This is a genomic window from Gardnerella sp. c10Ua_31 (assembly GCF_055700915.1).
In genome coordinates, this window is record NZ_JANUYG010000002.1 from 506,087 (window position 1) to 530,950 (window position 24,864).

General features: G+C 39.4%; 20 protein-coding genes and 1 tRNA gene. 12 read left to right on the plus strand and 9 right to left on the minus strand.

The annotated features are described in order from the left end of the window. Positions 1-5 precede the first annotated feature (5 nt). The 5 genes from NYP55_RS04665 to NYP55_RS04685 all read left to right on the plus strand — a co-directional run bounded on the left by NYP55_RS04665 (position 6) and on the right by NYP55_RS04685 (position 4,690). Positions 6-944 (plus strand): DsbA family protein, encoded by a 939-nt coding sequence (locus tag NYP55_RS04665; protein ID WP_102704842.1) that lies wholly within the window; start codon positions 6-8, stop codon positions 942-944. Positions 945-1,051: 107 nt separating this feature from the next. Next, positions 1,052-1,128, plus strand: a tRNA-Thr gene (locus NYP55_RS04670). A 471-nt stretch (positions 1,129-1,599) separates the two neighbouring features. After that, positions 1,600-3,045, plus strand: coding sequence for an aggregation-promoting factor C-terminal-like domain-containing protein (locus NYP55_RS04675; RefSeq protein ID WP_472781621.1), 1,446 nt, complete (start codon positions 1,600-1,602; stop codon positions 3,043-3,045). A 3-nt stretch (positions 3,046-3,048) separates the two neighbouring features. Continuing rightward, positions 3,049-3,939 carry a 16S rRNA (adenine(1518)-N(6)/adenine(1519)-N(6))-dimethyltransferase RsmA gene (gene rsmA, locus NYP55_RS04680; RefSeq protein ID WP_472781622.1) on the plus strand — a complete coding sequence of 297 codons (891 nt, stop codon included), beginning with the start codon at positions 3,049-3,051 and terminating at the stop codon, positions 3,937-3,939. 127 nt (positions 3,940-4,066) lie between these two features. Continuing rightward, positions 4,067-4,690, plus strand: a complete 624-nt coding sequence (locus tag NYP55_RS04685) for a LytR C-terminal domain-containing protein (RefSeq protein WP_016832410.1) — start codon at positions 4,067-4,069, stop codon at positions 4,688-4,690. A gap of 52 nt (positions 4,691-4,742) precedes the next feature. Here NYP55_RS04685 and NYP55_RS04690 read toward each other — a convergent pair whose 3' ends face one another. Next, entirely contained in the window at positions 4,743-6,209 is a 1,467-nt protein-coding gene (locus NYP55_RS04690; RefSeq protein WP_174191201.1) for a CCA tRNA nucleotidyltransferase, read from the minus strand. A gap of 42 nt (positions 6,210-6,251) precedes the next feature. Here NYP55_RS04690 and NYP55_RS04695 point away from each other — a divergent pair, with 42 nt between their 5' ends. The 5 genes from NYP55_RS04695 (at position 6,252) to trxB (ending at position 14,922) form a co-directional block, all read left to right on the plus strand. Further along, positions 6,252-7,016 (plus strand): NUDIX hydrolase, encoded by a 765-nt coding sequence (locus tag NYP55_RS04695; RefSeq protein WP_004131150.1) that lies wholly within the window; start codon positions 6,252-6,254, stop codon positions 7,014-7,016. Continuing rightward, positions 6,979-9,324 carry a DUF6049 family protein gene (locus tag NYP55_RS04700; RefSeq protein WP_472781623.1) on the plus strand — a complete coding sequence of 782 codons (2,346 nt, stop codon included), beginning with the start codon at positions 6,979-6,981 and terminating at the stop codon, positions 9,322-9,324. Before NYP55_RS04695 ends, NYP55_RS04700 begins: the two co-directional genes overlap by 38 nt. Next, on the plus strand, positions 9,321-11,126 hold the full coding sequence (gene murJ, locus NYP55_RS04705; protein WP_472781624.1) for a murein biosynthesis integral membrane protein MurJ: 1,806 nt from the start codon (positions 9,321-9,323) through the stop codon (positions 11,124-11,126). Before NYP55_RS04700 ends, murJ begins: the two co-directional genes overlap by 4 nt. A gap of 210 nt (positions 11,127-11,336) precedes the next feature. Further along, the gene (locus tag NYP55_RS04710; RefSeq protein WP_472781625.1) at positions 11,337-13,931 is read left to right on the plus strand and encodes a protein kinase family protein; all 2,595 of its coding nucleotides are present in this window, start codon (positions 11,337-11,339) and stop codon (positions 13,929-13,931) included. A 37-nt stretch (positions 13,932-13,968) separates the two neighbouring features. Beyond that, entirely contained in the window at positions 13,969-14,922 is a 954-nt protein-coding gene (gene trxB, locus NYP55_RS04715) for a thioredoxin-disulfide reductase (RefSeq protein ID WP_004131163.1), read from the plus strand. 65 nt (positions 14,923-14,987) lie between these two features. On the opposite strand, the gene NYP55_RS04720 is transcribed toward trxB, so the two are convergent. The 8 genes from NYP55_RS04720 to rpmH all read right to left on the minus strand — a co-directional run bounded on the left by NYP55_RS04720 (position 14,988) and on the right by rpmH (position 21,132). Then, a complete protein-coding gene (locus NYP55_RS04720; RefSeq protein ID WP_004131165.1) occupies positions 14,988-16,352 on the minus strand; it encodes a ParB/RepB/Spo0J family partition protein in 1,365 nt (454 codons plus the stop codon). Between the two features lie 2 nt (positions 16,353-16,354). Then, positions 16,355-17,302 (minus strand): ParA family protein, encoded by a 948-nt coding sequence (locus tag NYP55_RS04725; protein WP_472781626.1) that lies wholly within the window; start codon positions 17,300-17,302, stop codon positions 16,355-16,357. A 253-nt stretch (positions 17,303-17,555) separates the two neighbouring features. Beyond that, positions 17,556-18,263, minus strand: coding sequence for a 16S rRNA (guanine(527)-N(7))-methyltransferase RsmG (gene rsmG, locus NYP55_RS04730; RefSeq protein WP_004131168.1), 708 nt, complete (start codon positions 18,261-18,263; stop codon positions 17,556-17,558). A 95-nt stretch (positions 18,264-18,358) separates the two neighbouring features. Then, a complete protein-coding gene (locus tag NYP55_RS04735; protein WP_004131169.1) occupies positions 18,359-18,937 on the minus strand; it encodes a Jag family protein in 579 nt (192 codons plus the stop codon). 140 nt (positions 18,938-19,077) lie between these two features. Continuing rightward, complete coding sequence (gene yidC / locus NYP55_RS04740) at positions 19,078-20,088, minus strand: membrane protein insertase YidC (protein ID WP_004131170.1); 1,011 nt, start codon at positions 20,086-20,088, stop codon at positions 19,078-19,080. Continuing rightward, a complete protein-coding gene (gene yidD / locus NYP55_RS04745) occupies positions 20,088-20,408 on the minus strand; it encodes a membrane protein insertion efficiency factor YidD (protein ID WP_004131171.1) in 321 nt (106 codons plus the stop codon). The genes yidC and yidD overlap by 1 nt, the downstream gene beginning before the upstream one ends. A gap of 17 nt (positions 20,409-20,425) precedes the next feature. After that, the gene (rnpA, locus tag NYP55_RS04750; RefSeq protein ID WP_004131172.1) at positions 20,426-20,977 is read right to left on the minus strand and encodes a ribonuclease P protein component; all 552 of its coding nucleotides are present in this window, start codon (positions 20,975-20,977) and stop codon (positions 20,426-20,428) included. 20 nt (positions 20,978-20,997) lie between these two features. Further along, entirely contained in the window at positions 20,998-21,132 is a 135-nt protein-coding gene (gene rpmH / locus NYP55_RS04755) for a 50S ribosomal protein L34 (protein WP_004114029.1), read from the minus strand. Positions 21,133-21,562: 430 nt separating this feature from the next. On the opposite strand from rpmH, the gene dnaA reads away from it, so the two are divergent. After that, entirely contained in the window at positions 21,563-23,299 is a 1,737-nt protein-coding gene (gene dnaA / locus NYP55_RS04760; protein WP_004131174.1) for a chromosomal replication initiator protein DnaA, read from the plus strand. Between the two features lie 417 nt (positions 23,300-23,716). Then, positions 23,717-24,835 carry a DNA polymerase III subunit beta gene (gene dnaN, locus NYP55_RS04765; protein ID WP_004131176.1) on the plus strand — a complete coding sequence of 373 codons (1,119 nt, stop codon included), beginning with the start codon at positions 23,717-23,719 and terminating at the stop codon, positions 24,833-24,835. Positions 24,836-24,864 lie beyond the last annotated feature (29 nt).

Sequence of the window (24,864 nt, forward strand, 5' to 3'; positions counted from 1 at the left end):
TAAGCATGCCTAATACTAGCAAAAGCGCGCAGAATCAACCAAATCAGGACCTTCGCGCTAGCAAAGCTAAAGAGTTAAGGCAACAGACAATTGTTGGAATTATTGTTGTTGCTATTTTAATTGGCATGATTGCAGCAATAGGAATTACAGCACTTAACGCTACCAACGCGCAAAATCAAAAGAACGCCGAACAAGCTCAGCAAGCAAGACGAGCTGTTAAAAAGCTTACAAGTAGCCAAAAGCCTAAGTACGCAAACGAGCAAGGCGGAATTTTAATTAGTAAAAGCGGCTATAACACAACGGCTCCAAACGCTCCGACTATAGCGGTTTATGCCGATCCTCTGTGCCCAGGATGCGGTAATTTTAATCGCGATTCCGATCAAATGCTTATTGCAATGATGAAAGCCGGCCAAATCAACCTTGAGATTCACCCAATGTCGTTCTTGGATCGAATTTCTAGCGACCACTATTCAACACGCGTAACTGGCGCAATCGCATACATTTCTTCTAACGACGACAATCCTTCGCACTTACTTCAATTTATTAACAACATTTTTGCCGAGGATTTCCAACCAGAAGAAGGCGACAACTACAAGCCTGTTAGCAACGAAAAGCTGATTGAGCAAGCTATAAACGCTGGCGTTAGCGAAGAAGTGGCAAACAAAGCATTCAACAGAAATTATCTTGATTGGCAAAACGCTATTAATGCCGATACACCAAATCGCAAGGCTTTGTGGAATGTTAGTGGAGCGAATAAGGGAGCTATGACAACGCCAACAACCACTATCAACGGAAAGTTGCTAGATATGGTTGCGGTTAGTAAGAATAAGCTTAGTACTCCAGATGCAATTCTTAAGTCTATCGGATTAGACAAGTCTAAGGTTGGCGTTGCTGGTGTTATGCCAAAAATAACAGATAAAGATCAGCCAAATCCTCTTGACTAGTTCTTGTTGATTAGTGTGTTGGTTCCAAAAGTTGCACTTGGCAACGGGTGCTGATACACTAATCAATGTTTTGCTCGCGAAGATTTTTAACTAGCGTGCAAGAACTCGCCTCCTTAGCTCAGATGGCCAGAGCGGCCGCCTTGTAAGCGGCAGGTCGCCGGTTCGATCCCGGCAGGAGGCTCCATTTTATAGGCGTTTTGCATAACAAAAACGGTCTAAATTATAAAAATCCACTTGTATGCATATTATGAGTCATAAGCATATAAAAAGTTTTTAGTAAATTTACAATAACAATAATAAGATAATAAATTATAAATAGATTTATTTTATGATGAATCGTAAAGCTTACAAAAATACTTTATGCTGATTACTTCGCTTGAGTAAGTTCTCGGGAACCTTCCCCCAACTCAGGGTTTCCGAGCATGAGGATGGAGCGTCCCCCAACCAGCTCCTCCTCATGGGGGCAGGACAAATCCCCTTCTCTCCTGCCCCCCTTTACCTTTTATAGTTTTATAGTTTTATAATTTTATAATTTAAGACTGATTCTTCTTAACGCATTTTTAATGAGTTAGATCATATGCTTATAGTCTTATTTTTGGCTGATTGTAATCATTGCTATAATTAAAATTCAGTTTTGCATTGAAAGTGAGGTTGAATGGCACGCAGATGGACGCCTCAGCGGTTTGTAATAATGAGAAGACTACGCGTTTTTATATGCGTTCTAGCTCTTGTTATTTCTAGCACTGGGATTTTTGCACTTTCTGCGCGTAAATCTATTGCTTTAATCATAAATGGCAAAACTAAAGTAGTAACAACTTATGCATCTACTACACAAAGACTTCTACAAGAACAAAAAGTACCAGTTAAAACACACGACCAAGTTATTAGTACTTCGGGAGACGTACTAGCAGATCGCGCAACTGTTACCGTTAGAAGCGCTTATCAAACATCCATTACAGTAGACGGTGTAACAATACCATTTTGGACTGTTGCAACAAGCATTGACCAATTAATCGGATTCTTCCAAGCAAACGCAGATCATGCTGCAAAAATAACTGTTAATTTGCAAAACATTTATAACAAGCTTACTGGTGGACTTTCTATAAACAAAAAAGGACCAGTCACAGTTATTTGCGATAACAAAACAAGAGTTGTTCCAGACGGAACACTGCCAGCAAGCTCCATTCTTGATTCTTTAGGAATAGTCTTAGGAAAAGAAGACCAAGTAACTGTTAGCGAAGAAAACGGAAAAACATTGCTTCGCATTCTTAGAGTAACGCATGGAAAAGAATCTAGAAACGTTGTTATTCCATTTAGCACTGTAAACATAATCGACCCAAGTCTTGCAATAGGAGCTAGTGTTATTAAACAAGCTGGCGTAAATGGCGAGCGCATAGATTTGTATAACGTGACTTATGTGGATGGCAAAGCTCAAAGTGCAACGCTAATAAAGCAGTCAATTGTTAAGCCGTCGATTGATCAAATTGTTGCAATTGGCGCAAAGTCTACTCCTAGAACACAAAACGAGTCTAAGCCAAGCAAACGAATCAATAAACAAGAAGAAAACAAGAAACCAAATAATCAAACTCAATCGCAAAAAACAAACACGAATCAACAAAATACTCAAAACCAGAGCACACAACAGGGCGCGCAAAATCAAAACATTCAACAAAATAATAACAACAATCAGCAAAATTCTAAGCAAACTGCTGAAACTTCACAAGCTATAAAACAAACACCTGCCCCAACACCAACTCCCGCACCCGCAGATAACCCAAATGGCATGGTTCACGCAACGCCCGAACAAGCAAAACTTTACGCTCAAGCAGCATGCGCACAACTTGGTTGGACTGGCGCAATGTGGGAAGATCTTGTTAAATTGTGGACAAAAGAATCGAATTGGCGTTGGAACGCAGAAAATAAAAGCTCTGGCGCGTACGGAATTCCGCAATCACTTCCAGCAGATAAAATGGCGAGCGCGGGAGCAAACTGGCACGAAGACGCGTCAATACAAATAACGTGGGGCCTTAGTTACATTAGAAGTAAATACGGAAATCCTAGCGAAGCATGGAAGCATTCACAAGAAGTTGGATGGTATTAAAGTTTGGATGGTATTAAATTGACGAAAGATAATATTGAAAATCAACAAGGCCGTCTTCTTGGAGCAGTAGATATTCGCGCAATCGCAGCACAAGAGGGCATTACACCTACAAAAAAGTTTGGTCAAAATTTTGTTATTGACCCAGGAACAGTTAAAAAAATCGTTGCTGCGTCAAAAATTAATTCAAACGATTTTGTTATGGAAGTAGGCCCTGGTCTTGGCTCGCTTACACTTGCGATTCTTCAAGCGGGCGCAAATCTTACTGCTGTAGAAATAGATCCGCATCTTGCTAAGCGTTTGCCAAGAACCGTTAAAGAATTTATGCCTAATGCTTTAGAACGGTTTAATGTGATTCTTAAAGACGCGTTAGAGGTAAACGCTCAAGACGTTCCCGATTTAGCAAAAGCGGCGCACTTTACGCTTGTTGCAAATCTTCCATACAACGTTGCAACACCGATTATTCTTACTCTTTTAGAAAAATTCGATAATCTTACAAGCTTTCTTGTAATGGTTCAAAAAGAAGTTGCAGATCGCTTATGCGCGCAGCCTGGCAATAAAACGTATGGCACTCCAAGCGTAAAGTTGGCTTGGTACGGTACTGCTCAAAAAGCGGGTTTAATCGGCAGAAACGTATTTTGGCCTGCTCCAAACGTTGACTCCGCGCTAGTGTACTTTAAGAGAAACAATAATCCAAAAGGCAGCGAGCAAGAAAAAGAAAAAGTGTTTAAGATTATTGATGCAGCATTCCAGCAGAGAAGAAAAACGCTAAACGCAGCACTAAAAGGCATTGTTCCTAAAGAAGCCTACGAACTTTCTAAGATTGATTCAACAAGACGAGGCGAAACTTTAACTTGCGACGAATTTTTAGCTCTGTCTAAAGCTTTTAACAGTTAAAATACGCTTATAAACGCCGTCATGCATAGTAAGTAAAATAGCTAACACTTATGCATACGCATATGCACGCACAACGCGCACAATACAGGTACACAATACAAGCACACAGTACAGATCGGAAGTTAGCATGACGCAGTTTTACGACGAGCGACTAGCCCGAAGAGAGTTCATGTATCAAAGAAAACGATTTGTGCTATCGTCTGTTGCAATCGGAGTTGCAATTGCCTTTGTTCTAGCTCTTATTGTGCAATCTCATCTTTTTGGAATCGCTGCTCCTAGAACTCCAGAAGTAGACCCAAATTACGGCGTTCAAGCGCCTTGTGCTATAAAAAACAAAGACGAAAATAAAGCATCTTATATAGATAATCGTGCTGTTTCTATACGCGTTCTAAATGGAACAAAATTCCGCGGATTCGCGCGAGCAGTCGGGGAAGGCCTTAGAAATCGCGGTTTTAACTTAATCGAAGTTGGAAATAGCGAAACACGCGTTAAGCGCACAACAATCTATTTTGGAAAACAGTCGATTAACGAAGCTTATACACTAGTTGCCAATTTTAAGGACGCTATTTTGCGCATGGACGACCGTCAAGATAAGCTTATTGACGTTGTTTTAGGAACCACTTTTAGCAATCTTCGTCCTAAAACCGACGTTCCTGCTGCTGGAGCTACGATTAACGAGATTAGAGGCTGCGCAGCGTATAACACAATTAAGAATCTTCCAAAAGCTGCAAACCACAAGCCTATTCAGTAGTATTCTAGCTTGTATAGACGCTTATATAGACGCTTTGCGTGATTCGCTTTATTCAGCTTTGACTTTCGTACCATTTTTTAAGCTCTTCAACAGCAACACTGTGCTCTACAGGACCATTATCTAGTCTGTATTCCAACATGTGCTTGTATGCCTTCCCAACAATCGGGCCAGGCTCTAGGCCAAGAAGATTCATGATTTCATTGCCATCCAAGTCTGGACGAATTGCGTTAAAATCTTCCTGCTTTTTTAATTCGCGTACGCGATCTTCCATCTCGTCCATAGCATGCTCAAACATAAGCGACTTGCGCCTGTTTTGTGTAGTAGCGTCTGCGCGAGTTAAGCGATTTAGCCGCTCGTACAAGTGGCCAGAATCCTTAACATACCTTCTAACTGCAGAATCCGTCCAAGGCTCATCTACGTAGCCATGGAATCGCAAATGCAAATTCACAAGCTCGCTTACATCGTCAATAATATGATGGTCAAAATGCAAAGCTTTCATGCGTTTTCGAGTCATTTTAGCTCCAACAATATCGTGATGATGGAAGCTAACTTTTCCGCCGTCTTCAAACTTTCTAGTACGCGGCTTGCCAATATCGTGCAAAAGAGCCGCAAGTCGCAAAGTCAAATCAGGCCCAGGAACAGCACCTTCGTCATCTGTTTCAAGCGCTATTGCGCGCTCAAGAACCATCATTGTGTGCTCGAAAACATCCTTATGCCTGTGATGCTCATCAATTTCTAAGCGCAAAGCAGGAATTTCTGGCAAAACCCTATCTGCAATACCAGAATCAACCATTGCTTCAATTCCAGCGCGCGGATTTGCCGAAAGAAGCATCTTTGTTATTTCGTCACGAACGCGCTCCGCAGAAACAATATCTAATCTAGAAACCATGCTCAAAATGGCCTCAGCCGTGCTTGCTTCAATAGTGAAACCAAGTTGAGCAACAAAGCGAACAGCACGCATCATTCTTAAAGGATCGTCGTCAAAAGATTGACGTGGGTCTACCGGAGTTCGCAAAATACCTTTAGATAAGTCGCTTGCTCCGCCAAATGGATCCACAAATTCTAGACTTGGCACGCGCAAAGCCATTGCGTTTACAGTAAAATCGCGTCTAGAAAGATCACCTTCCAAAGTATCGCCATATTTTACTTCTGGCTTTCTGGAATCTGGATTATAAGCATCGCATCTGTAAGTTGTTATCTCTACTTTTACTTCGGTTCCGTCTTTTCTGCGCTTCAAAGCTCCAAGCGTGCCAAACTTTCGACCCATGTCCCAAAAACCGTCATGACCCCAAGACCTAAGAAGTGGCTCAAACTCTTCTGGCTTAGCAGATGTGCAAAAGTCAAGATCGTGCGAAACTCTATGCAAAAGCATGTCTCGCACAGGGCCGCCAACAAGCGCCAACTCGTAATTGTGATCGGCAAATAATTTACCCAACTCTATGGCTTCTGGCCAAACTTCAAAGTTCACAGACACGCTTAAAAACACCCTTTCAGCAAAAATCAAACTACATTCCAGCATACCGTTACCCCAATGCACAGCGGATTGAGTAAGGTGGAGTGTATGGTTACTCCGAAAGACTTAAGACGCATGCTCGCCAGAGCCTCGGATAATCATACCCAAAACACTCCAAGCATTCGAGTCACTCCTCTTGATGTTGCTAGAATGAAAAGCAAAATTCATCCACAACAGGCCGAAGAAGAGGAGTCGATTTTTGTTGATATTTCGGGCTTTTCAGGCAGCTACACTGTTGAAAACATTCATGTTAATATAACGGAATCCAGGCAGCAAATATCTTCTATTAATGCCCCTTCTCCTGCATTAATGCCTCAAAGAAGAGTTAATGACGGCCCTAAAACTTTTGCTTCTCTAGACGCACAGGATTTGCCTATTGTTCGAGAATATTCCGCTGGAGGATTAGTTTTTGACTCTCTTGGGCGTGTCGCGGTTATAGCACGGCATTCGCGAAGTGGACACATGGAATGGTGCTTGCCAAAAGGCCATATTGAAAAAGGCGAAACACCGCAACAAACAGCAGTTAGAGAGATTCGCGAAGAAACGGGTATTCTTGGCGAAGTTGTTGATTCAATTGCAACTATCGACTACTGGTTTACTGGAACAAGCCAGCGTGTGCATAAACTTGTTCACCACTTTGCGCTTAAGTATGTTAGCGGCGAATTATCTGTTCTTGGAGACCCAGATCACGAAGCAGAAGACGCGATTTGGGTTGATTTTAAGAACCTTAACGACATTTTAAGCTACCCAAACGAACGAAAAATAGCATGGATGTATGCTAAAAAGGCGAATAGGAGGCAAAACCGTGATTAACGTTACTAACGTGATTAATGTGATTGATTTTTCAAAAAACCAGTTGCGTAAGTCGCAAAAAAACGCGTTTTTAAGACTTTGCGTAACCACAGTTCTAATGGCACTCTTGCTTGCGACTTTCCCATTTTTCTTCGCACCAAAAGTCGCGTATGCTAATCAGTCTTCCTTAAGCTCCTACTCTTTGTATAACACAAAATTCAAAGGAATCTCGCTAAAAATCGTAAAGTCAACTTCGATTCTTACAGATAAAAGCGGATACCACATTAATCTTCTGCTTAAAAATAACAGTTCTAAAGATTTTCCAGAAGGCAAAATTCAAGTCACTTTTAACCCTTGGTACACTTTTATGTCTAGAACCGACTTGCAAAAATGGAGCCAAGCCGAGTCTAGGATTCCAACGCCTCAACTAATAGGCGAAGTTAGTGTTCCAGCGCTTGCAAGCGGAAAATCCTATAGTGCGCAAATTGACGTTGATGCAGACAGTCAAAATCTTTCAAACATTATTTATTGGGGTCCAAAACCTGTTTCTATAATGTATTCTTCTTTAGATTTTAAGCATTATTATTCTGTTAAATCGTTTGTAACTCGAGCAAATATTGGCATTAAAAACGTTCAAACTCCGCCAATTAATGTGACTTTACTAATGCCAATAATCGCAAAATCTTCCGATTGGCGTTTTAACATTAGCAAGCACAATATTTCTCCTTCTATTAACGCCATTAGTGAATCGCAAGAAAATTTAGCAAATCCTACAACAGGCTCTACAACAGGCTCTACAACTAACAGAAAAATCAGACTTAGTAAAAGCAGTATTAAGCGCATTACTTCTTTGATAAATCTTGTTCAAAAGCATCCAAAGTTGCAAACAATAGCAGACCCAAACACTCTTAAATTTAGTGAACCAACATTTACGCCTTCCGTATTTATGCAAAATAACGGTTTTAACATAAGCAGGTATGCGGAATCTGAAAATCGTGTTTCTTATAAACTAGCTGGAATTGGTTTAGATTCTTGGAGTAAAAAATCATCTATATTAGAAAATTCAACAACAAAGCCGCTAAATCTTGATTCCTACGCTTTTCAAACAGGCGAAAAATGGACTCTACGCGCACTAGAGAAGGCTGCCGCAAACGGATACAAAACAGTAGTGGCCACTAGCGGATTCGACCCTCTAGCAAACCGTTTTGCCGTAAAAAATGGTGTTTACGAGGTTCAAACATCTTCGGGAAGCGTAAAAGTGCTTTCTTGCCAAGAAACGCTTAACGAGCTAATAAATGGGCATTTTACAAGTGCTCAATCGGCAGCAGAAACTACTAGCGCAGGACTTCTAAACAGACTTGCAGCACAAAGCGCCTTCTACCAGATGGAACAGCCTTATATGCCTAGGCATTTGCTACTAACGTTTAGCCCAGATTCTTCTATACCTTTAATCGAATCAGTTGTAAGCATTCTAGAAAAATCGCCTTGGATTAGTCTTCTAGATATAAATTCTTTAACACACTCAAAAGCTATTACTAAAGAACACCTTGGATATAGCCCAGTTCCTAAGGCGAGTTCAATCGAAGGAAAATCATTAATCGCAAGCAAAGCTAAGATTAGCCAATTAGCTTCCGATAGAATGCTAGTAAACCAATTTATAAACAGCATTCTTGATCAAAATGAGCTTAATAACCATAAAACATGCGAGTCAGATGCTCAGTCTCTTGCAAAACAAAACGCAAAGTTAAAAATTAATCAAAACAGCAAAATCTGGAGCGAAAATCTTATTAAACTTTTTGACGCAATGGCTCAAAGAGAGCTAGATAATACGTTAAATAGCGCTAGCCAATCAAACAGTAGCGCTAGCGAATCGCAGACGCAAACCAAAAATGGCACTCACGATTTGGCTAAAATGCTCATTTCTGGAATCAATATTATTCCTCCAAAAGACGTTACTCTTGTAAGCGAAACAGCAACCATGCCGATTACAATCAGCAACACAAACCCATACCCGATTAGCGTATATTTAACTGCGTATACCAATTCTATGGAAATAGTAACTAGAAGAAAAACACCAGTTAAAATCGCAGCAAATAGCGAATCCCAGGTGATTTTGCCACTTAGATCTACAACATCTAGCAAAGTTAAAGCCACTTTTGCTCTAGAAGATAGAAACCACAACGTTTTTAGTAGCACTAAAGAGACGGCAATCACAAGCACGCTGCAAATCAGCGATAAAAGCGGTACGATTATTATAATATTTGCTTTTGCACTTGGAGCTTTTGGGCTTTTCAGGCAGTTTAATCGTAAAAAGGACCCAGACGAATGAATTCAGTAGGCCGCAACTCGATTATAATGGCAAGCGGCACAGCCGCTTCTAGAATCACTGGCCAGATTAGAACAATTTTGCTCGCCGCAGCCCTTGGCACAACTGGTTTGGCAGCAAACGCTTACCAGGCTGGGTCTATGATTCCTCAGCTTATTTATACGCTTGTTTCTGGCGGAATTTTCAATGCTGTTCTTGTTCCACAAATCGTTAAGACTCTAGAAAAACAAGATGCAAAAAATAGGCTAAATAAGCTAATAACATTTGCTATTATTCTGCTTTTAGGCGTAACCGCTTTAATGGCGATTGCCACACCTGTTTTAACATGGCTTTACGTTGGATCAAACCCAGCAATGATTGCACTTACAAACGCTTTTACGCTATGGTGTATGCCTCAAATATTCTTCTACGGCCTTTATACCGTACTCGGCCAAGTTCTGGCTGCTAAAGGCAAATTTGCAATGTATGCTTGGAGCTCGGTTGCTGCAAACATTGTTAGTTGCACGGGATTTGGCGTGTTTATTGCGATTTTTGGAAAGGCAAGTAGACAGCCTGCGCATTTTTGGAACAACACTACAATGCTTTTAACTGCAGGCTTTTGGACTTTAGGCGTTGCAGCTCAAGCACTTGTTTTGTTTATTCCTCTTAAAAAAATCGGATTAAAGTATAAGCCAAGTTTTGGCATTAGTGGCATTGGCTTGCGTTCTATGGGCCCTGTTGCAGCTTGGAGCTTTGCAATCGTGGCTGTTAGTCAGCTTTCTACAATGGCTACAACTCACATAACAACAAGCGCACCTTCTATAGCCGAAGAAACATTGGGATTAAGCCAATTTGATGTTGCAGGAAACGCCACTTTTCAAAACGCATACACAATGTTTATTCTGCCTTATTCGCTTATAGCTGTATCGGTTGCAACCGCTGTTTTTCCAAAGATTTCTAAGTCGATTGCACAACACGATTTATCTACAGTTCGCGCAGATTTAAGCTCTTGCATTAGAAGCGTTAGCATTTTAATGTGCTTCTTTAGCGTTGCTTTTATTGTTATTCCAATGCCTATCTCTTTGGCTCTGCTTCCTTCAATCAGCATAAAAGAGGCGTACTTAATGGCCGATCCTCTTATGATGCTTTCAATTGGCTTGCCACTATCTAGCGCCTATTTGATTATTCAACGCACATTCTACGCTTTTGAAGACGGAAAGCATCCATTTATGTTTTGTGCAGCGCAACTTTGCGTAGAGCTTGTTATTGTGTTTTCTTGCATAAAGTTCCTTCCGCCAAACTACTGGGTTAGCGCTTTAGCAGCAGCTGCATCATTTAGCTACATTCTTACTTTCCCTGCGCTTGTTAAAATGATTAGGTCTCGTTTTAACAATAATTTAGACGATAAGCAGCTTATTGTTACTCACATAAAGGTGATTGCGGCTTCGATTGTTTCTATTGTTGTTGGAATTTTGACTAGAGAATTTATTTACAAGTGGATTTCTTTAGATTCACCAAAGCTTCGTGGTGTTAATCGATGGTTGCTTGCGATTTTTGTTTGCGCAATTATAACTATTATTCTTGTAATCGTTTACGTATCTACTCTTTTGCTTTTAAGAACAAGCGAATTGGCGATCATTATTAATCCAATTCTTAAAAAAATCGGCGTAAAATGGTCGTTCTTACTAAATCTTGAGCGCGCAAATGCTGTTAAAAGTAATGTAAAAAGTAATGCCAAAAACAGCAGCGAAAGCAGCAGCAAAAATGGCAACAAAAATAATTCGTCTCGCATTGTTCGTTCAAAAATAGGCAAAAACAGTGCATAATGTGCAATAAAAGGCCACAATAGTCAACAATAATCGTCACAATACAAGTTGATAATCATAAATCAACACAGTGAGCAATAATTAAATCAAAATAAATAAACAACAATAATTGCAAAATAAGGAGCGTTTTACTAAATTCTGCAATTACAATAATTGATGGGATTTATTATTTACGCATATTCATTACTCATGTAGGAAGCCGGGGAGTAGATGAAACCTCAGTTGGGAGATATTATACTTAATCGCTATGCTCTAATATCACCTTTGCGAGAAGAAGCAGGCGTTCAAGTATGGAAAGCTAGCGACCGCATACTTGCTAGAGATTGCCAGCTCTTTATTGTGCGCGACCGTAGATTCCTTCCCGAAGTAAACACAATATCTTCTACTCTTGCACTATCTAGAATCCGCAAATTTACGCCAGTTCTAAAAATTCACAACATAGATGACGTTGCAATTATTATAACTGAGTTGGATTCTGGAATAACTGTAGACGACTACATAAAATCACATAGCTCTACACTTAGCTACGAAGCTATACGCTCTATTGTTGCCGAAGCAGCAAATGCACTTAGCAAACTTCTTGCATCTGGAATAACTCATTATGCTATTTCAACAAACACGGTAAGAATCACAAATAATGGAGTAGAGCTAGCTTGCGCGCCAATAAGCCCTCTATTAAAAGACGTTACTGTTGAATATTCAAAGCAGGATTCGCAAAAAAACAAACAAGATAAGCCGAATACTAAAAATAAGCAAGACGCGCAGGATTCGCAAAACGAAAGCGAAAATCAAAACAAAAACGAAGAACCGTCTAAAAACTTGCCACAAAGTGTAGAAAACATTGCAACACATCAGCTTTCTGCGCTTTTATATGCTCTTCTTACGCGCACTGGATACACGCAAAATAACACAGTTTTTAACGTTTCTAGACTTGCAGACGGCGTTCCTGGCGAATTTGTTATGATTTGCAAAAGAGGCCTTTCTTCTGCTAAGGATTCAAGCATTATTCCAATGGCATCTATTGGGGAGCTTCTGGCACTTTTAGGCACATATACTCCTGTTAAAAAGCTTAGCGAAAAAGATATTATTCTTAACAATAATGCAAGCGAATCTTCTATTCAAAAAGCACTACTTTTACCTTGCAAAGACGAAGATCTTATTGATTTTCCAGAAGGATTATCTAAGAACGAAGATTTGCTTGAAAACCAATTATCAAGTCAAGAATCTATTGGTATTTTAGATTCAAGTGATTTATCAATAAAAAATGAAGACGAAAAGCCTAACAAGTTTGGCAAAAACGCTAAAAATACTGGTCTTAAAAATGCAAGCAAAACCATTGGTGCTTTAAGCGCTTTGCTAAAAAGAAATGATGATAATTCTGAGAAAAAACTTGATTCTTTACCAGAGTCCGATTCAACTGGAACAGACTACGACTTCCACGATATTGCTGCAGCAGAAATGGCGAATATTTTAGCTCCAACTGAGCTAGACGCCGATGATTCAATTTTCCACAATTTGTCTTCAACATACACAAGTTTCCCTAGCTATTCAACCGATAAATCGCAAGCAAGCGAAGAGAATAAGGTTGGCGAAAATAAAAATAATAAAAATAACGAGAATAGCAAGAATACAAACATTGGCAATGATTCTACAAACGACTCGTACGCAAAAGAAAATGGCAATAAAAGCGCGTTAAACGCTTTAGACTCGCTAACTTCTGGAAACGATTATTCACAAAAAGATGACTTATCTTCGCCACTAATGCCTAGAAGATTCGACTTTGAAGACCTTCTAAGCAGTAACACAAGGCACACGGAGTTGCTTTCTAAGCCGCAAATCTTGCCATTAGAAGCCGAATCAACAGGAAGAGTGCCTGTTGTAGACAGCAATGGGCGTTTTGTTGCTCCTGGCGAAGAATCCGCTAGAGCGTTGCGAGAAGAGGAGCTAGAAAACGAGGAATATGGCGATTATAGCAGCCAAAATACTGGATTATTGTCTCACTCATCCATGCCTCCTAGCTTCCAGCCTCACGAGCATCAAGACGACTTAAAAGCAAAGAAATCTTCTGGTCAAAACAATGTAGACATTGCAGATGCAAAGATTTTTGGAGGACTTTCTACAAAAGTCTTAGCTATTGGCGTTGTTGCATTGCTAGTGATTGTTGTCTTTGCAATATCTTTGCATAGTCTTTTTAACTCTCACGAAGCGCCATCAAACTTTGCAAAATCTAATTCTTGGGATTCGCAAAGTGTTGAAAATGTGCCTTTTGGAAGTCAAGGTGTTCTTTCGGAAGATAAAAGCGATTCATCTAAAGAAAAGCAACCAAATAAGCCTGGTACTAGTGAATCTGATGCAAATAAGGCTGGCGAAAAGAATAAGAGCAATAAGGATAATAAAAGCCTTAAAAACAAGCATAAGAAACAAAATAAACGCAAGAAAGTAAAGCAAGTACCAAAGCCTAAAATGCCTACTAACAACACGCCTTACCCTATAGATATTCAGCAATTCTTGGAAGATACGGGCAATCAGCGCGGCTACGGCTACTACATGCACTTAACTCAGCCTCAAGAAGCATACAGATTTGTTGTTTCGATTCGCTCTTCGGGCGGACATGGGTATTTGATTGCAAATTCCAAGAACGATCCTAGCGCTGGAGAAAAAGTTGCAGACTTTACTTTTGACGCTAGCGGAGTAACAGATGTAAAGTTCAAAAAGCCTATAACAGCGCAAGACTTTATCTTGTGGGTTCCACAAGGGTCTATACCAATGAATGGGCTATACATAAACTACGTTAGAATTTACTAAAAATTATTAAAATTATTAGGACTATTAGGAATATTTTATGAAAACTGTGCAAAAAAACGTAATTATTATTGGTTCTGGCCCTGCTGGGTACACTTCGGCTTTGTACTTAGCGCGCGCAGGCTACAGCCCTCTAGTTATTGCTGGAGCGCTAACGCCTGGCGGCCAGCTTATGAACACTACCGAAGTGGAAAATTATCCAGGTTTTGCAGACGGCATTTTAGGCCCAGACCTAATGGAAGCAATGCAAAAACAGGCAGAAAAATTCGGAGCACAAATCTTGCTTAACGATGTTATTTCTGTAGATTTTAATGGCGATTTAAAAGCGGTTACAACAGATGATGGTGTAACTTACACATCTAAAGCTGTAATCGTTTCTACGGGCTCACAAGTGCGCAAATTAGGTGTTCCGGGAGAGCAGGAGTACTCGGGCCGCGGTGTTTCTTATTGTGCAACTTGTGACGGATTCTTCTTTAGGGAAAAGCCTATTGTTGTTGTAGGCGGCGGTGATTCTGCTTTCGAAGAAGCGCTTTTCTTAACTCGTTTTGGCTCTTGCGTAACGCTTATTCATAGGCGTGATTCATTCCGCGCATCTAAGATTATGGTTGACCGCGCGCGCAAAAACAGCAAAATCAATTTTGTTTTAGATTCTGTTGTTTGCTCTGTAAACGGCGTGGATGGAGATGCACAATCTGTAACTGTTAAGAATGTTAAAACCGGCGAGACTCAAAATATTGAGGCAAGCGGCATTTTTGTTGCTATTGGACACTCCCCATCTACAAGTTTCTTAGATGGTGCTTTAGATCTTAACGAAGATGGAACTATTTCTGTGCAAGGAGCATCTACTAAAACTTCAGTTCCTGGCGTTTTTGCTGCTGGCGATGTTGTAGATAGCGTATATAGGCAAGCAATATCTGCTGCTGGCATGGGCTGCCGCGCGGCCCTTGATGCACAAGCCTATTTGAACGATTTAACTGATTTGAACGAACAATAATTTTTTGTTCCACGTGAAACAATAACCCCCAATAGTTGTATTAACAGCTTATTGGGGGTTTATTATTAATCTTTTTTATCTACTAAAATATTGACTATTCGATGCAGTTCTTCTGGAGAAGAAAATACTATTTCGATTCTTCCGTGATTTTCGCTTCCTTTAATGGCAACTTTTGTGGAGAATCTATCTTCAAGCTGCTTTCTAATTGGAGAAGACACCCACTTGTTGTTTCGTTTAACTCTAGTTCTTCTAGAAGAATCGTCTCCATTGTCTACTTTAATCGAAACAATTTCTTCCGTACTGCGAACCGATAAACCTTCTGCAATAATGCGCTTTGCAAGAGCTTCCATTTCTTCTGTAGAAGCTAATGCAAGAAGAGCACGAGCGTGACCTGCAGAAAGCACTCCCGACGCAATATGTTTTTGCACGCTGGCTGGCAAATTCAAAAGTCGCAAGGTGTTTGCGATTTGCGGACGAGACTTAGAAACGGACTTAGAAAGCTGAATTTGCGTAAGTCCAAAATCATCAATCATTTGAGCATAAGCTGCAGCTTCTTCTAACGGATTTAATGCAACTCTGTGCAAATTCTCCAAAAGCGCATCCCTAAGCATGTTTTCATCCGAAGTGGTTCTAACAATCGCTGGAATCTTTTTAAGACCTGCTAATTGCGTTGCTCTCCACCTTCGCTCGCCCATTATTAACTCATAATGAGCATTGTGCAAATCATCTTGACTTATATCCTTGATTTTTCGCACAACAATCGGCTGCAAAACTCCAACCTCTTTGATTGAAGCAGACAATTCTTGAAGCTCTTCTTCATCAAAAATCGTACGCGGCTGATGAGCGTTTGGAACAATATCACTTGGATCCAAATACTCTAAATACCCACCTTCAATAGGCTTTAGCTCTTGCGTTTGGCTTGTTTGTTTATCTTGCGATATTTTTTCTGCAACTTTATTTTTATCATTATCTTCATTTTTTTGCTTTGAAGAAACAAACGATTTAGAAGCAGAATCGCCAAAGAAAAAGTCAATTGGCCTTGTAACGTCATCAATTGACGGCATAGAAGTTCGCTTTGCCGAATGCTTGTTTTTGCTAGCGATTGACGGCACTGTTTCACGTGAAACGGAAGTATTTCCCCCCATTTTTTGGCTTAAATGCGGGGAAATTGAGTCATCAACGCTAGGAACCTTAGCTGGCTTTTTTGTAAATACCTTTGTTTCACGTGAAACACTTTTTTGCGTATTTTTATCTACGATTTTACTGTCTGTTTCACGTGAAACAGTGCTCGAAGTGTCGTTACTCTCTAATGCTTCATGTGAAACATCTTCAATCTTTTTGTTAGCAAACTCATCTAAACTATCTTCTCCAGGAAGTGCAGGGAATAATGCTCCCAATCCTTTCCCCAAACGCGATTTACTTGCACTCATCACTAATTACCCTCTCTTTTTGAATCAATAACAGACAAAATTACATCAGACTTATTAGCTATCTCAAATGCAGCTTCTCTATAAGACACAGCACCTGTTCCATGCGGATCGTAGGTTATAACACTTTGATTAAAACTTGGCGCTTCTGGAATCTTAACAGTTCGCGGAATAGTGGTATTAAGAACAATATTTGGATAATGATTTTTAACTTCTTGAAAAACTTCCCTACCAAGAAGAGTTCGCTTATCAAACATTGTTACAAGCATTGTAGAAACAACAAGCGCAGGATTATAGTGCTTTTGAACCAAACCAATTGTTCTAATCAACTGACCCAATCCTTCGAGCGCATAGTATTCCGCTTGAATTGGAATTAGCATCTCGTGCACAGCGCACATCGCATTAATTACTAAAAGACCAAGAGAAGGTTGGCAATCAATAAAAACGTAATCGTAATGTTCGCTGCTAGAGCTTAAAAACTCATCAATTGCATTCTTAAGAAGATTATTCCTATCTTCCATTTGAGCAACTTCTAATTCAGCACCACTTAACTCAATCGAAGCTGGAACAACATCTAGCCCTGCAATATCTGGGCACTCTTGTTTAACATCAGCAATAGTCTTTCTTCCTTCAATAACATCATAAATAGAAGGATCTGCGGAAGAATGTGGTATATTCATTGCCGTAGAAGCATTACCTTGTGGATCCATATCAATTAATAAAACTTTCGAGCCGCCAACAGCCATTGCTGCCGACAAATTCACAGCGGAACTGGTTTTTCCAACTCCACCTTTTTGATTCGCAACCGCAATAAAACGTGTAGTCTTCGGCTTAGGGAACACAACGCCATCAATGGCGTGAAAGCGACTGGTTATATCTGCCAACTCACTGCCCAAGGAAGATCCAGAATCCCCAAAAATACGTTTAATTGTATCTTCTGCTGATTCCACCATTCACACCACCCCGCCCACCTATGGGAAATTACCAAACTTAACCAATTTAACCGTAGTATTTTCAAGTTTCCTTTCTTCTATGGACATAAAACACCATAAAAATTGCAGAAAATGCTACAAAAATATTATAAAAACACACAGTTTCACATGAAACATATAACATCTTTATTCAGTTTCACGTGAAACATTCAATGAAACTTAATGCAAAAAATAATTGCGCATAAAAGCACAGAAGTAAATCACAAAACTTAAATCAGCCTTTATCAATTATTACAACGCTAGTTGATTGAAGGCCTTTAGCAACAGGGGCATCAACTACTCTAGGATTTAGCCCTTTTACTTTTTTAATCATCTTTTCAGCTTTATCAATCTCCGCTTGTGCAGACTTTCCTTTTAACGCGATTAGTTGTCCATTCTTGCCTAATAGTGGAATGGTCCATCCAGCCAATTTTGTCATAGGTGCAACAGCTCTACATGTAACTACGTCAAAGGCTGGAATTTCGTGAGACTTAACTTTAGCAATAACTTCGTCTGATCTTCCATGAAAAACTGTAACATTTTTTAGGCTCATAACCTCTACGCATTCTTTTAACCAAAGAACTCGTCTTTCCATTGGCTCAATTAATGTTACTTTGCAATCAGGCAAACACGCAGCTACAACAATTCCTGGAAAACCTCCGCCACTTCCAACGTCTGCAATAGATTTCTTACTTGACTTTTCAACTGCTTTTTTAACAAATGGAACAACCGCAGCAGAATTTAGAATATGCCTTTCCCAAAGAATATTCATATCTCTAGGACCAACAAGGCCGCGAACTAATCCCTCTTTCTTAAGTTTCACGTGAAACATCTTGCATTTATCAAGAGCATTGCCCAAAACTTCACTCAACAAAGGGGAGTTGTCTAATTCATCTACATTGTTTTCATCTACATTGTTTTGTAAATTGTCAGCCTGTTCCATATCTAAAATCTTTTCCGCAAATCAGCCCCTCAAACAAAAAGTAACACAATAAAACATTTTTGTTCTATTGTGTTACTTTTTATTTAAGCTAATTGCTACTCTGTATATTCTTCGTCCAACTCTACGTCTACATCATCCATGTCTACATCCACATCTTCATCTAAATCATCGTCTTCAATGGCGCTTGCAGGCATATAAACAGTAACGTAGCGGTGTGGTTCTTCTCCATGAGACCTAGACCTTAAGCCTTCTTCTCTAACTGTATCGTGAATAACTTTACGCTCAAACGAATTCATTGGCTTCAAATCAACAGAATCGCCAGTTTCGCGAACTTCATCAACAGCATCCAACGCAATATCTCGCAAATGTTGACGCTTACGCTTAAGGAACCCATCAACGTCTACAATTAAGTGCGATCTTTCACCAGTTTTTTGCTGAATAGCTAGACGGCTCAATTGTTGCAAAGCATCAACAACCTCTCCATCTCTACCAATCAAATGCTTAATATCTGAATCGTCGTCTGCAACAATTTGAATCATTGGTCTATTGTTGCGAACTCCCATTTCAATATCACCTTCGTAATCAGCAATATCTAAAAGTCCTTCTAAGTAATCGGCAGCTATATCAGCTTCCTCATTGAGCTGGTCAATGCTCCTGGTCTCGTCTTGTGCCATTTACATACTCCTTAATTTCAATAAATGTCAAGAATCACAATTCTGTGTACAGTTTAACTGAAGATAAATCCAAATTTATAAATTATTTTAATAATTTTAATAAATCTAATAAATAAATTCACATTTACCTTGTTTTTACATTATTTACTTGTTTTTCGCTTGCGATTAGGCTGCTTACGTTGGAACCCTTCGGATTCTCTGCGCTTAGCTTCTTCTCGAGCCTGTTGAAGCTTTTCTTCTTCAATAGAAGGCAAACCTTCGCGCTTTCGGCGCTCGGATTCTTTTTTGTAATCGCGCTTTTCTTTTTCCTCTGCTGCAGGAGATCCTGGGGTTGGGAAGGCATACACCTGCCAAATAGAGCGAAGCATATTAATAATGTTGTTTACAAGCCAATAAACAAGCATTGCAAATGGAAGAGCAAATGCAGAGAAAACATAGATTAATGGGAATCCCCACATCATAAGTTTTTGCATTGTGTACTGGGGACCCTGCTTCGATTCTGGCGGAAGATTCTTACGAATATTGTTAAATTGCATGTACCACATTGCAGCACACATCAATATAACAAAGATTACAATAACAACTTTTCCGCCTGCTTGAACCGTCATAAACGTGTCGGAAACACCAACACCAAACACATGCGTTTTAACGAATTGCTGTGCTGTAGTAACATCAAAAGCACCCAAAGAAGCATGCTTTCCACGAGCAATGAACGGAATCACAGAAAGCGTATACCAAATACTCATAAATGCTGGGCCTTGAATCATCATTGGCAGGCAGCTTCCAGCAGGATTTGCGTTATTCTCCTGATACAGCTTCATCATTTCTCGCTGCATGGCTTCTTTGCTAGCAGAATCGTTTTTACCCTTATACTTTTGCTGAATTTTCTTCATTTTAGGAGCGATCGCTTGCATATTGCGCATACCTTTAATGCTTTTTATAAAGGCAGGGAATATGCACGCGTGCACAACAAGCACAAGAAAGACGATTGAAAGAACCCAGGAGAATCCAATTTCATTCATTCCAATAAGAACAAATAGCTTGTGGAAAAGCGCCATTACTTGAGTCATAAGCCACTCAACTGGCGTAAGGATTTTATAGAACCATCCCCAAATTCCATTATCAAGTAAAAAGTGGTCTTGATTAAACATTAGTTTTCCTTGTCTTGATCAGCCAAGGGAGTTAACCGTGGCTCTTCATGCGCTTTGGACCAAGCGCAACGATAAAAAATTGAATATTTGCGTGGTACATCGTCAATACTGCAGCTGGTCCATGGTCTACAGCGCAATAGTCGCAAAGCAGCTAGGATACCGCCCTTAAACGCTCCATAGCGGCTAATTGCTTCAATAGCGTATCTTGAGCAAGTTGGGTAGTATCGGCAGCAAGCTGGTCTATTAGCAGAAATCGCGCGTTGATACCAGCGAATCGCTTTTATAATCAAATTCGCTACAACACTTTTTCTGCTATTCATAGCTGTATCACTATTCCTTAAACCAACTTATTGTTGTTTTCGCCGATTTTCAACGATTCTGATGGTTGATTTAGTTGGCATTCTTGGTGTTCTTCTTGCGCTATTTGCTGGCTTTGATTTTGAACAATTTTGGTTATTTTCTCAAAAATCTTTTTAACCTGCTCATTTAATGATTCAAACGATGCACTAGCAGCAGTAGATTTAGCTCTTAGAACTACGTCACAACCATTTGGAAGTAACGATTGATGCTGTTTTGCTATTACTCTAAAGCGTCTTTTTACTTTATTTCTAATAACAGCTTTTCCTACGCTTTTAGATACAGCAAGCCCTAGCCTTAAGTCAGCTTCATTTTGTTGAGGCTGATTTAAGGTACCACAAAATGCCGCGGGTGTATTACCATCACGACCCGTGGCAATCTGATTCAGACTTGTTTTTTCGCCTTCGTTAAGCGCGTTTAACACGGCTATACCGCCACGCATGTTGTAATGCGCGACGATATCCCGTGAACACACCTTGCGTCGTTTTTTGAGCACCGCAACAAAATCGCGATGGCTTTTCAGCCTATCCATGCTTTACGACGCGCCCCATCTCAGGCAGATAGTGTCTTACGGCCCTTGGCGCGACGACGATTAATCACTGCGCGGCCAGCACGCGTACGCATGCGAACGCGGAAGCCGTGCTTCATGTGACGACGACGGTTGTTAGGCTGGAATGTCCTCTTCATAACTAACGCTCCTGTATTTAGCCATGCAAAAGCACGGCTCCGTATGAGTCAAGCTATACTAAATTACTATTACCCCTCACCAATAGTCAAAAAACTTTTGATTAAACGTGTTTATAAGTACGCTTTAATAAGTCAAATTTTTCAACACCGTAAAATTTTCTGTACCATTTTCACTAAATCAAACAACTTGTAAAAGCCTTGAAAAATGTGGATTAAAAGCTTTTATCTTATCCACAAATTACACACATGTTATTCACAATTAAGTATTTTCAACACGCGAGGCTGTGGATAACTTCTTAGGGTCGGAGTAAACATATTCTACTAGCACTCTTTACGCGCGCGAATGGATATGTATCTCTGTTTTGCATATCTGTTTTGTCTAAGCGTAAAGAATCGAATAAATGTTTCTGCAAGTTTATGGGGGTGTAGCATGACGGATTCTTTTAGCGATCCAAATGCGCAAGCCACTATTGTGTGGTCAAATACCCTTGCAGTATTGCGTCATAATGCCCTTTTAAGCAACCGCGATAAAAGCTGGTTTGAAAGCGTAAAACCTGAATCTATTTTTGGAACTACTATTGTTCTTTGCGTCTCTAATATAGAAACACAGCAAGCTTTGCAAAATGAGCTTAGTTCAGCTCTTCTTACATCATTAAAAATTTGTACTGGAAAAGATATGTTTCCAGCATTTAAGATTGTTTCTCAATCAGAAAATAACAATACTTCAACTAACAGTGCAGCCGCTAACATCAATGCCACTAACAGCACTTCCGATTTAAGCAATCTTAATCAAAATGTAAACGAGACTTCCCGAGTATTTTCAACATCTTTAGAAGAAAATACAAACGTTAATTCAGACTTATCTTCTTCTAAAAGCAACTCTTTAGAGAACGTAAAATCAAATTTTGGCGCACAATCTGTTGAAAATACTAACAATCTTGTAAACACTAATAGCGTTGAAAATGTTGGTTCATCTAGCAATACTCCTATTCAAAAAGATTTTGACTACGCAACCGGCTTAAATACCATGCAAAACACTGGTTTAGATGTTTCTGGTATTAATTCTGGTATTAATAATCCGCAAGCAAAAATTCCTTCTTCAATAAAAAGGGATCCCGTTACTCACTTAAATACTTGCGCAACTTTTGATACTTTTGTTCCTGGAGATTCTAATCGTTTTGCGCGCACAGTTGCTTTAGCTGTTGCAGAAGGCTCTGGAAAAGACTTTAATCCTTTATGTATTTACGGCGGATCTGGTTTAGGTAAAACACATTTGCTTAATGCTATTGGCAATTATGCTCTTGTTAAGGATTCTTCACTTAAGGTTCGTTATATTACAAGCGAGGAATTTACTAACGAATTTATTGAGGCTTTACAAAACACAAGTCAAAATCAGGGTCAAATCGCTAATTTTAATAGGCGCTTCCGCGAAGTTGATGTTCTTTTAATCGATGACATTCAGTTTTTGGGAGGAAAAGAAGCAACTCTGGAACAATTCTTCCATACTTTTAATGCTCTTTATCAAGCAAGTAAAAGAATTGTTATTGCTTCTGATGTTGCTCCTAAAAATCTTAGAGGATTTGAATCAAGACTTATTTCTAGATTTGAGTCTGGCTTAACTGTTGATATTAAGCCGCCTGATTTAGAAACCCGAATAGCCATTCTAAGAATGATGGCATTAATGAATAATTCTAACGTCCCTAGCGATGTTCTAGACCTTATTGCGGAGCGTTTTACAGAGAATATCCGTGAGCTTGAAGGTGCTTTAACTAGAGTTACAGCCGTTGCATCTTTAAGTAATCAACCTGTGAGCAAAGCCTTGGCAGAACAAGCTTTACAAGACTTCTTTGCTTCCGATATTGAAATTCGTCCAACAGATATTATTGGTCAAGTTGCTAAGTACTTCCATATGACTTTTGACGAGATTGTTGGCAGATCTAGAACTAAGAATGTTGCTTTGGCACGTCAAATTGCAATGTATTTAGCTAGAGAAATGACAAGTATGAGTCTTGTTGATATTGGCGAAGTCTTTGGCGGCCGCGATCACACGACTGTTATGCATGCTTATACGCGCATTAGCGGAGAGATGCAAGAAAAGCAGGAAATCTATAACTATGTTATGGAATTAACTGTTCGATTAAAGCAAAATCCTACGAATAAAAAGTAGTTTTACACAAATCTATACAACTCTGTTAATTAAAATAAAAAAAGTTATCCACATAGTTAGTCACAAATGTGGTTAAACCCTGCGAATAAGTGGTGGAAAACGCCGTTAAAAAAGTGAATAAACTGTTTATAAAGCCGCTCAAAATGTGAATTAATGAAAAAATAGCTCCGAATGTGGATAACTCGACTCTTTTTGCACACAATTACTCATAGGTTATCCACATTTTTCTTATGTGGATAATGGCTTTAACAAAGCTTTTCTAGTCACATGTTAACATTTCCACATTGCTTATTACTATTATTACTTTATTTTTGAATAATAATAATATTTTTTATTAACGATTAGCACTTATTTCTAAATTAGATTTTCATTAGCCAATGAGATAGAATAAACACAGTTTTACTGAAATGAGGAAATATGAAAGTTGAAGTTAATTCCGCTTCTTTTGCAGACGCACTATCTTGGACTACTCGCGTTATAGATAATCGTCCAGCAAATCCTATTCTTGCTGGCTTAAAGCTAGAAGCAAAAGACGGAACTTTGCAGCTTTGCGCATTTAACTATCAACTTTCTAGTCGTCATCACGTTGAAGCGGGTGTAGATGAAGCAGGGAGTGTGCTCGTTTTAGGCAGACTACTTGCAGATATAACAAAATCTTTGCCAGCAGAAAAAACATATTTATCTTCTAACGAAACAACTCTTACAATTACTTCTGGAAAGTCAACATTTACTTTGCAGCTTATGCCAGAAGGAGAATATCCAGATTTACCAGAAATTCCTTCAAAACTTGGTCAAGTAGATGCTCCTACTTTTGTTCAGGCTGTAAATCAGGCTTCTGTAGCAGTTTCTAGAGAAGAAGATAGGCCAGTTCTAACAGGAATTCATGCTCATTTTGAAGACGATACTGTTACTTTTACAGCTACTGACAGATATCGTCTTGCTCGTTCCACTTTTAAGTGGACTCCAGAACATAGCGATATAAATACTTCAACTCTTATTAAGGGAAGCATTCTTAAAGATATTTCGCGCTCTGTTGACGAACATCAAAATGTTGTTATTAACTTAAACGAGCAAGAACCTTCTATTCTAGGATTTGAAAATTCTGGAAGAGTTAGCACTTCTCAACTTATTGATGGAGAATTTCCTTCTGTAGATCGTCTTTTTGTTGACGAGTATCCTATTCACGCAATTATTAATCGACAAATGCTTATTAACGCAATTAAACGCGTTGCTATTGTTGCAGAAAAAGATGCTCCAATCTACATGTCTTTTGCGGAAGATGAACTCACTCTAAGTGCTGGAAACGACAGTGAATCTAAAGCAAAAGAAATTATTGACATAGATATGGATGGTCAAGATATTATTGTTGCTTTTAATCCTAACTACTTGATTGAAGGATTAAGCGCTATTAGTGAGCCATTTATTCACGCTAAAATCACGTCTGCTGTTAAGCCTGTTGAATTTAACGGTCAACAAGAAGCAGATGGAGATGAATCAATGAATTACAGATATCTTGTTGTTCCAATGCATCCTTAAAACAAATACTTATAACGAATAACGTAGCC

Coding starts and splice junctions, on each gene's coding strand:
- NYP55_RS04665 (WP_102704842.1), top strand. CDS start 6: ATGCCTAATACTAGCAAAAGCGCGCAGAATCAACCAAATCAGGACCTT.
- NYP55_RS04675 (WP_472781621.1), top strand. CDS start 1,600: ATGGCACGCAGATGGACGCCTCAGCGGTTTGTAATAATGAGAAGACTA.
- NYP55_RS04685 (WP_016832410.1), top strand. CDS start 4,067: ATGACGCAGTTTTACGACGAGCGACTAGCCCGAAGAGAGTTCATGTAT.
- NYP55_RS04690 (WP_174191201.1), bottom strand. CDS start 6,209: ATGCTGGAATGTAGTTTGATTTTTGCTGAAAGGGTGTTTTTAAGCGTG.
- NYP55_RS04695 (WP_004131150.1), top strand. CDS start 6,252: ATGGTTACTCCGAAAGACTTAAGACGCATGCTCGCCAGAGCCTCGGAT.
- NYP55_RS04700 (WP_472781623.1), top strand. CDS start 6,979: ATGCTAAAAAGGCGAATAGGAGGCAAAACCGTGATTAACGTTACTAAC.
- murJ (WP_472781624.1), top strand. CDS start 9,321: ATGAATTCAGTAGGCCGCAACTCGATTATAATGGCAAGCGGCACAGCC.
- NYP55_RS04710 (WP_472781625.1), top strand. CDS start 11,337: ATGAAACCTCAGTTGGGAGATATTATACTTAATCGCTATGCTCTAATA.
- trxB (WP_004131163.1), top strand. CDS start 13,969: ATGAAAACTGTGCAAAAAAACGTAATTATTATTGGTTCTGGCCCTGCT.
- NYP55_RS04720 (WP_004131165.1), bottom strand. CDS start 16,352: ATGAGTGCAAGTAAATCGCGTTTGGGGAAAGGATTGGGAGCATTATTC.
- NYP55_RS04725 (WP_472781626.1), bottom strand. CDS start 17,302: ATGGTGGAATCAGCAGAAGATACAATTAAACGTATTTTTGGGGATTCT.
- rsmG (WP_004131168.1), bottom strand. CDS start 18,263: ATGGAACAGGCTGACAATTTACAAAACAATGTAGATGAAAACAATGTA.
- NYP55_RS04735 (WP_004131169.1), bottom strand. CDS start 18,937: ATGGCACAAGACGAGACCAGGAGCATTGACCAGCTCAATGAGGAAGCT.
- yidC (WP_004131170.1), bottom strand. CDS start 20,088: ATGTTTAATCAAGACCACTTTTTACTTGATAATGGAATTTGGGGATGG.
- yidD (WP_004131171.1), bottom strand. CDS start 20,408: ATGAATAGCAGAAAAAGTGTTGTAGCGAATTTGATTATAAAAGCGATT.
- rnpA (WP_004131172.1), bottom strand. CDS start 20,977: ATGGATAGGCTGAAAAGCCATCGCGATTTTGTTGCGGTGCTCAAAAAA.
- rpmH (WP_004114029.1), bottom strand. CDS start 21,132: ATGAAGAGGACATTCCAGCCTAACAACCGTCGTCGTCACATGAAGCAC.
- dnaA (WP_004131174.1), top strand. CDS start 21,563: ATGACGGATTCTTTTAGCGATCCAAATGCGCAAGCCACTATTGTGTGG.
- dnaN (WP_004131176.1), top strand. CDS start 23,717: ATGAAAGTTGAAGTTAATTCCGCTTCTTTTGCAGACGCACTATCTTGG.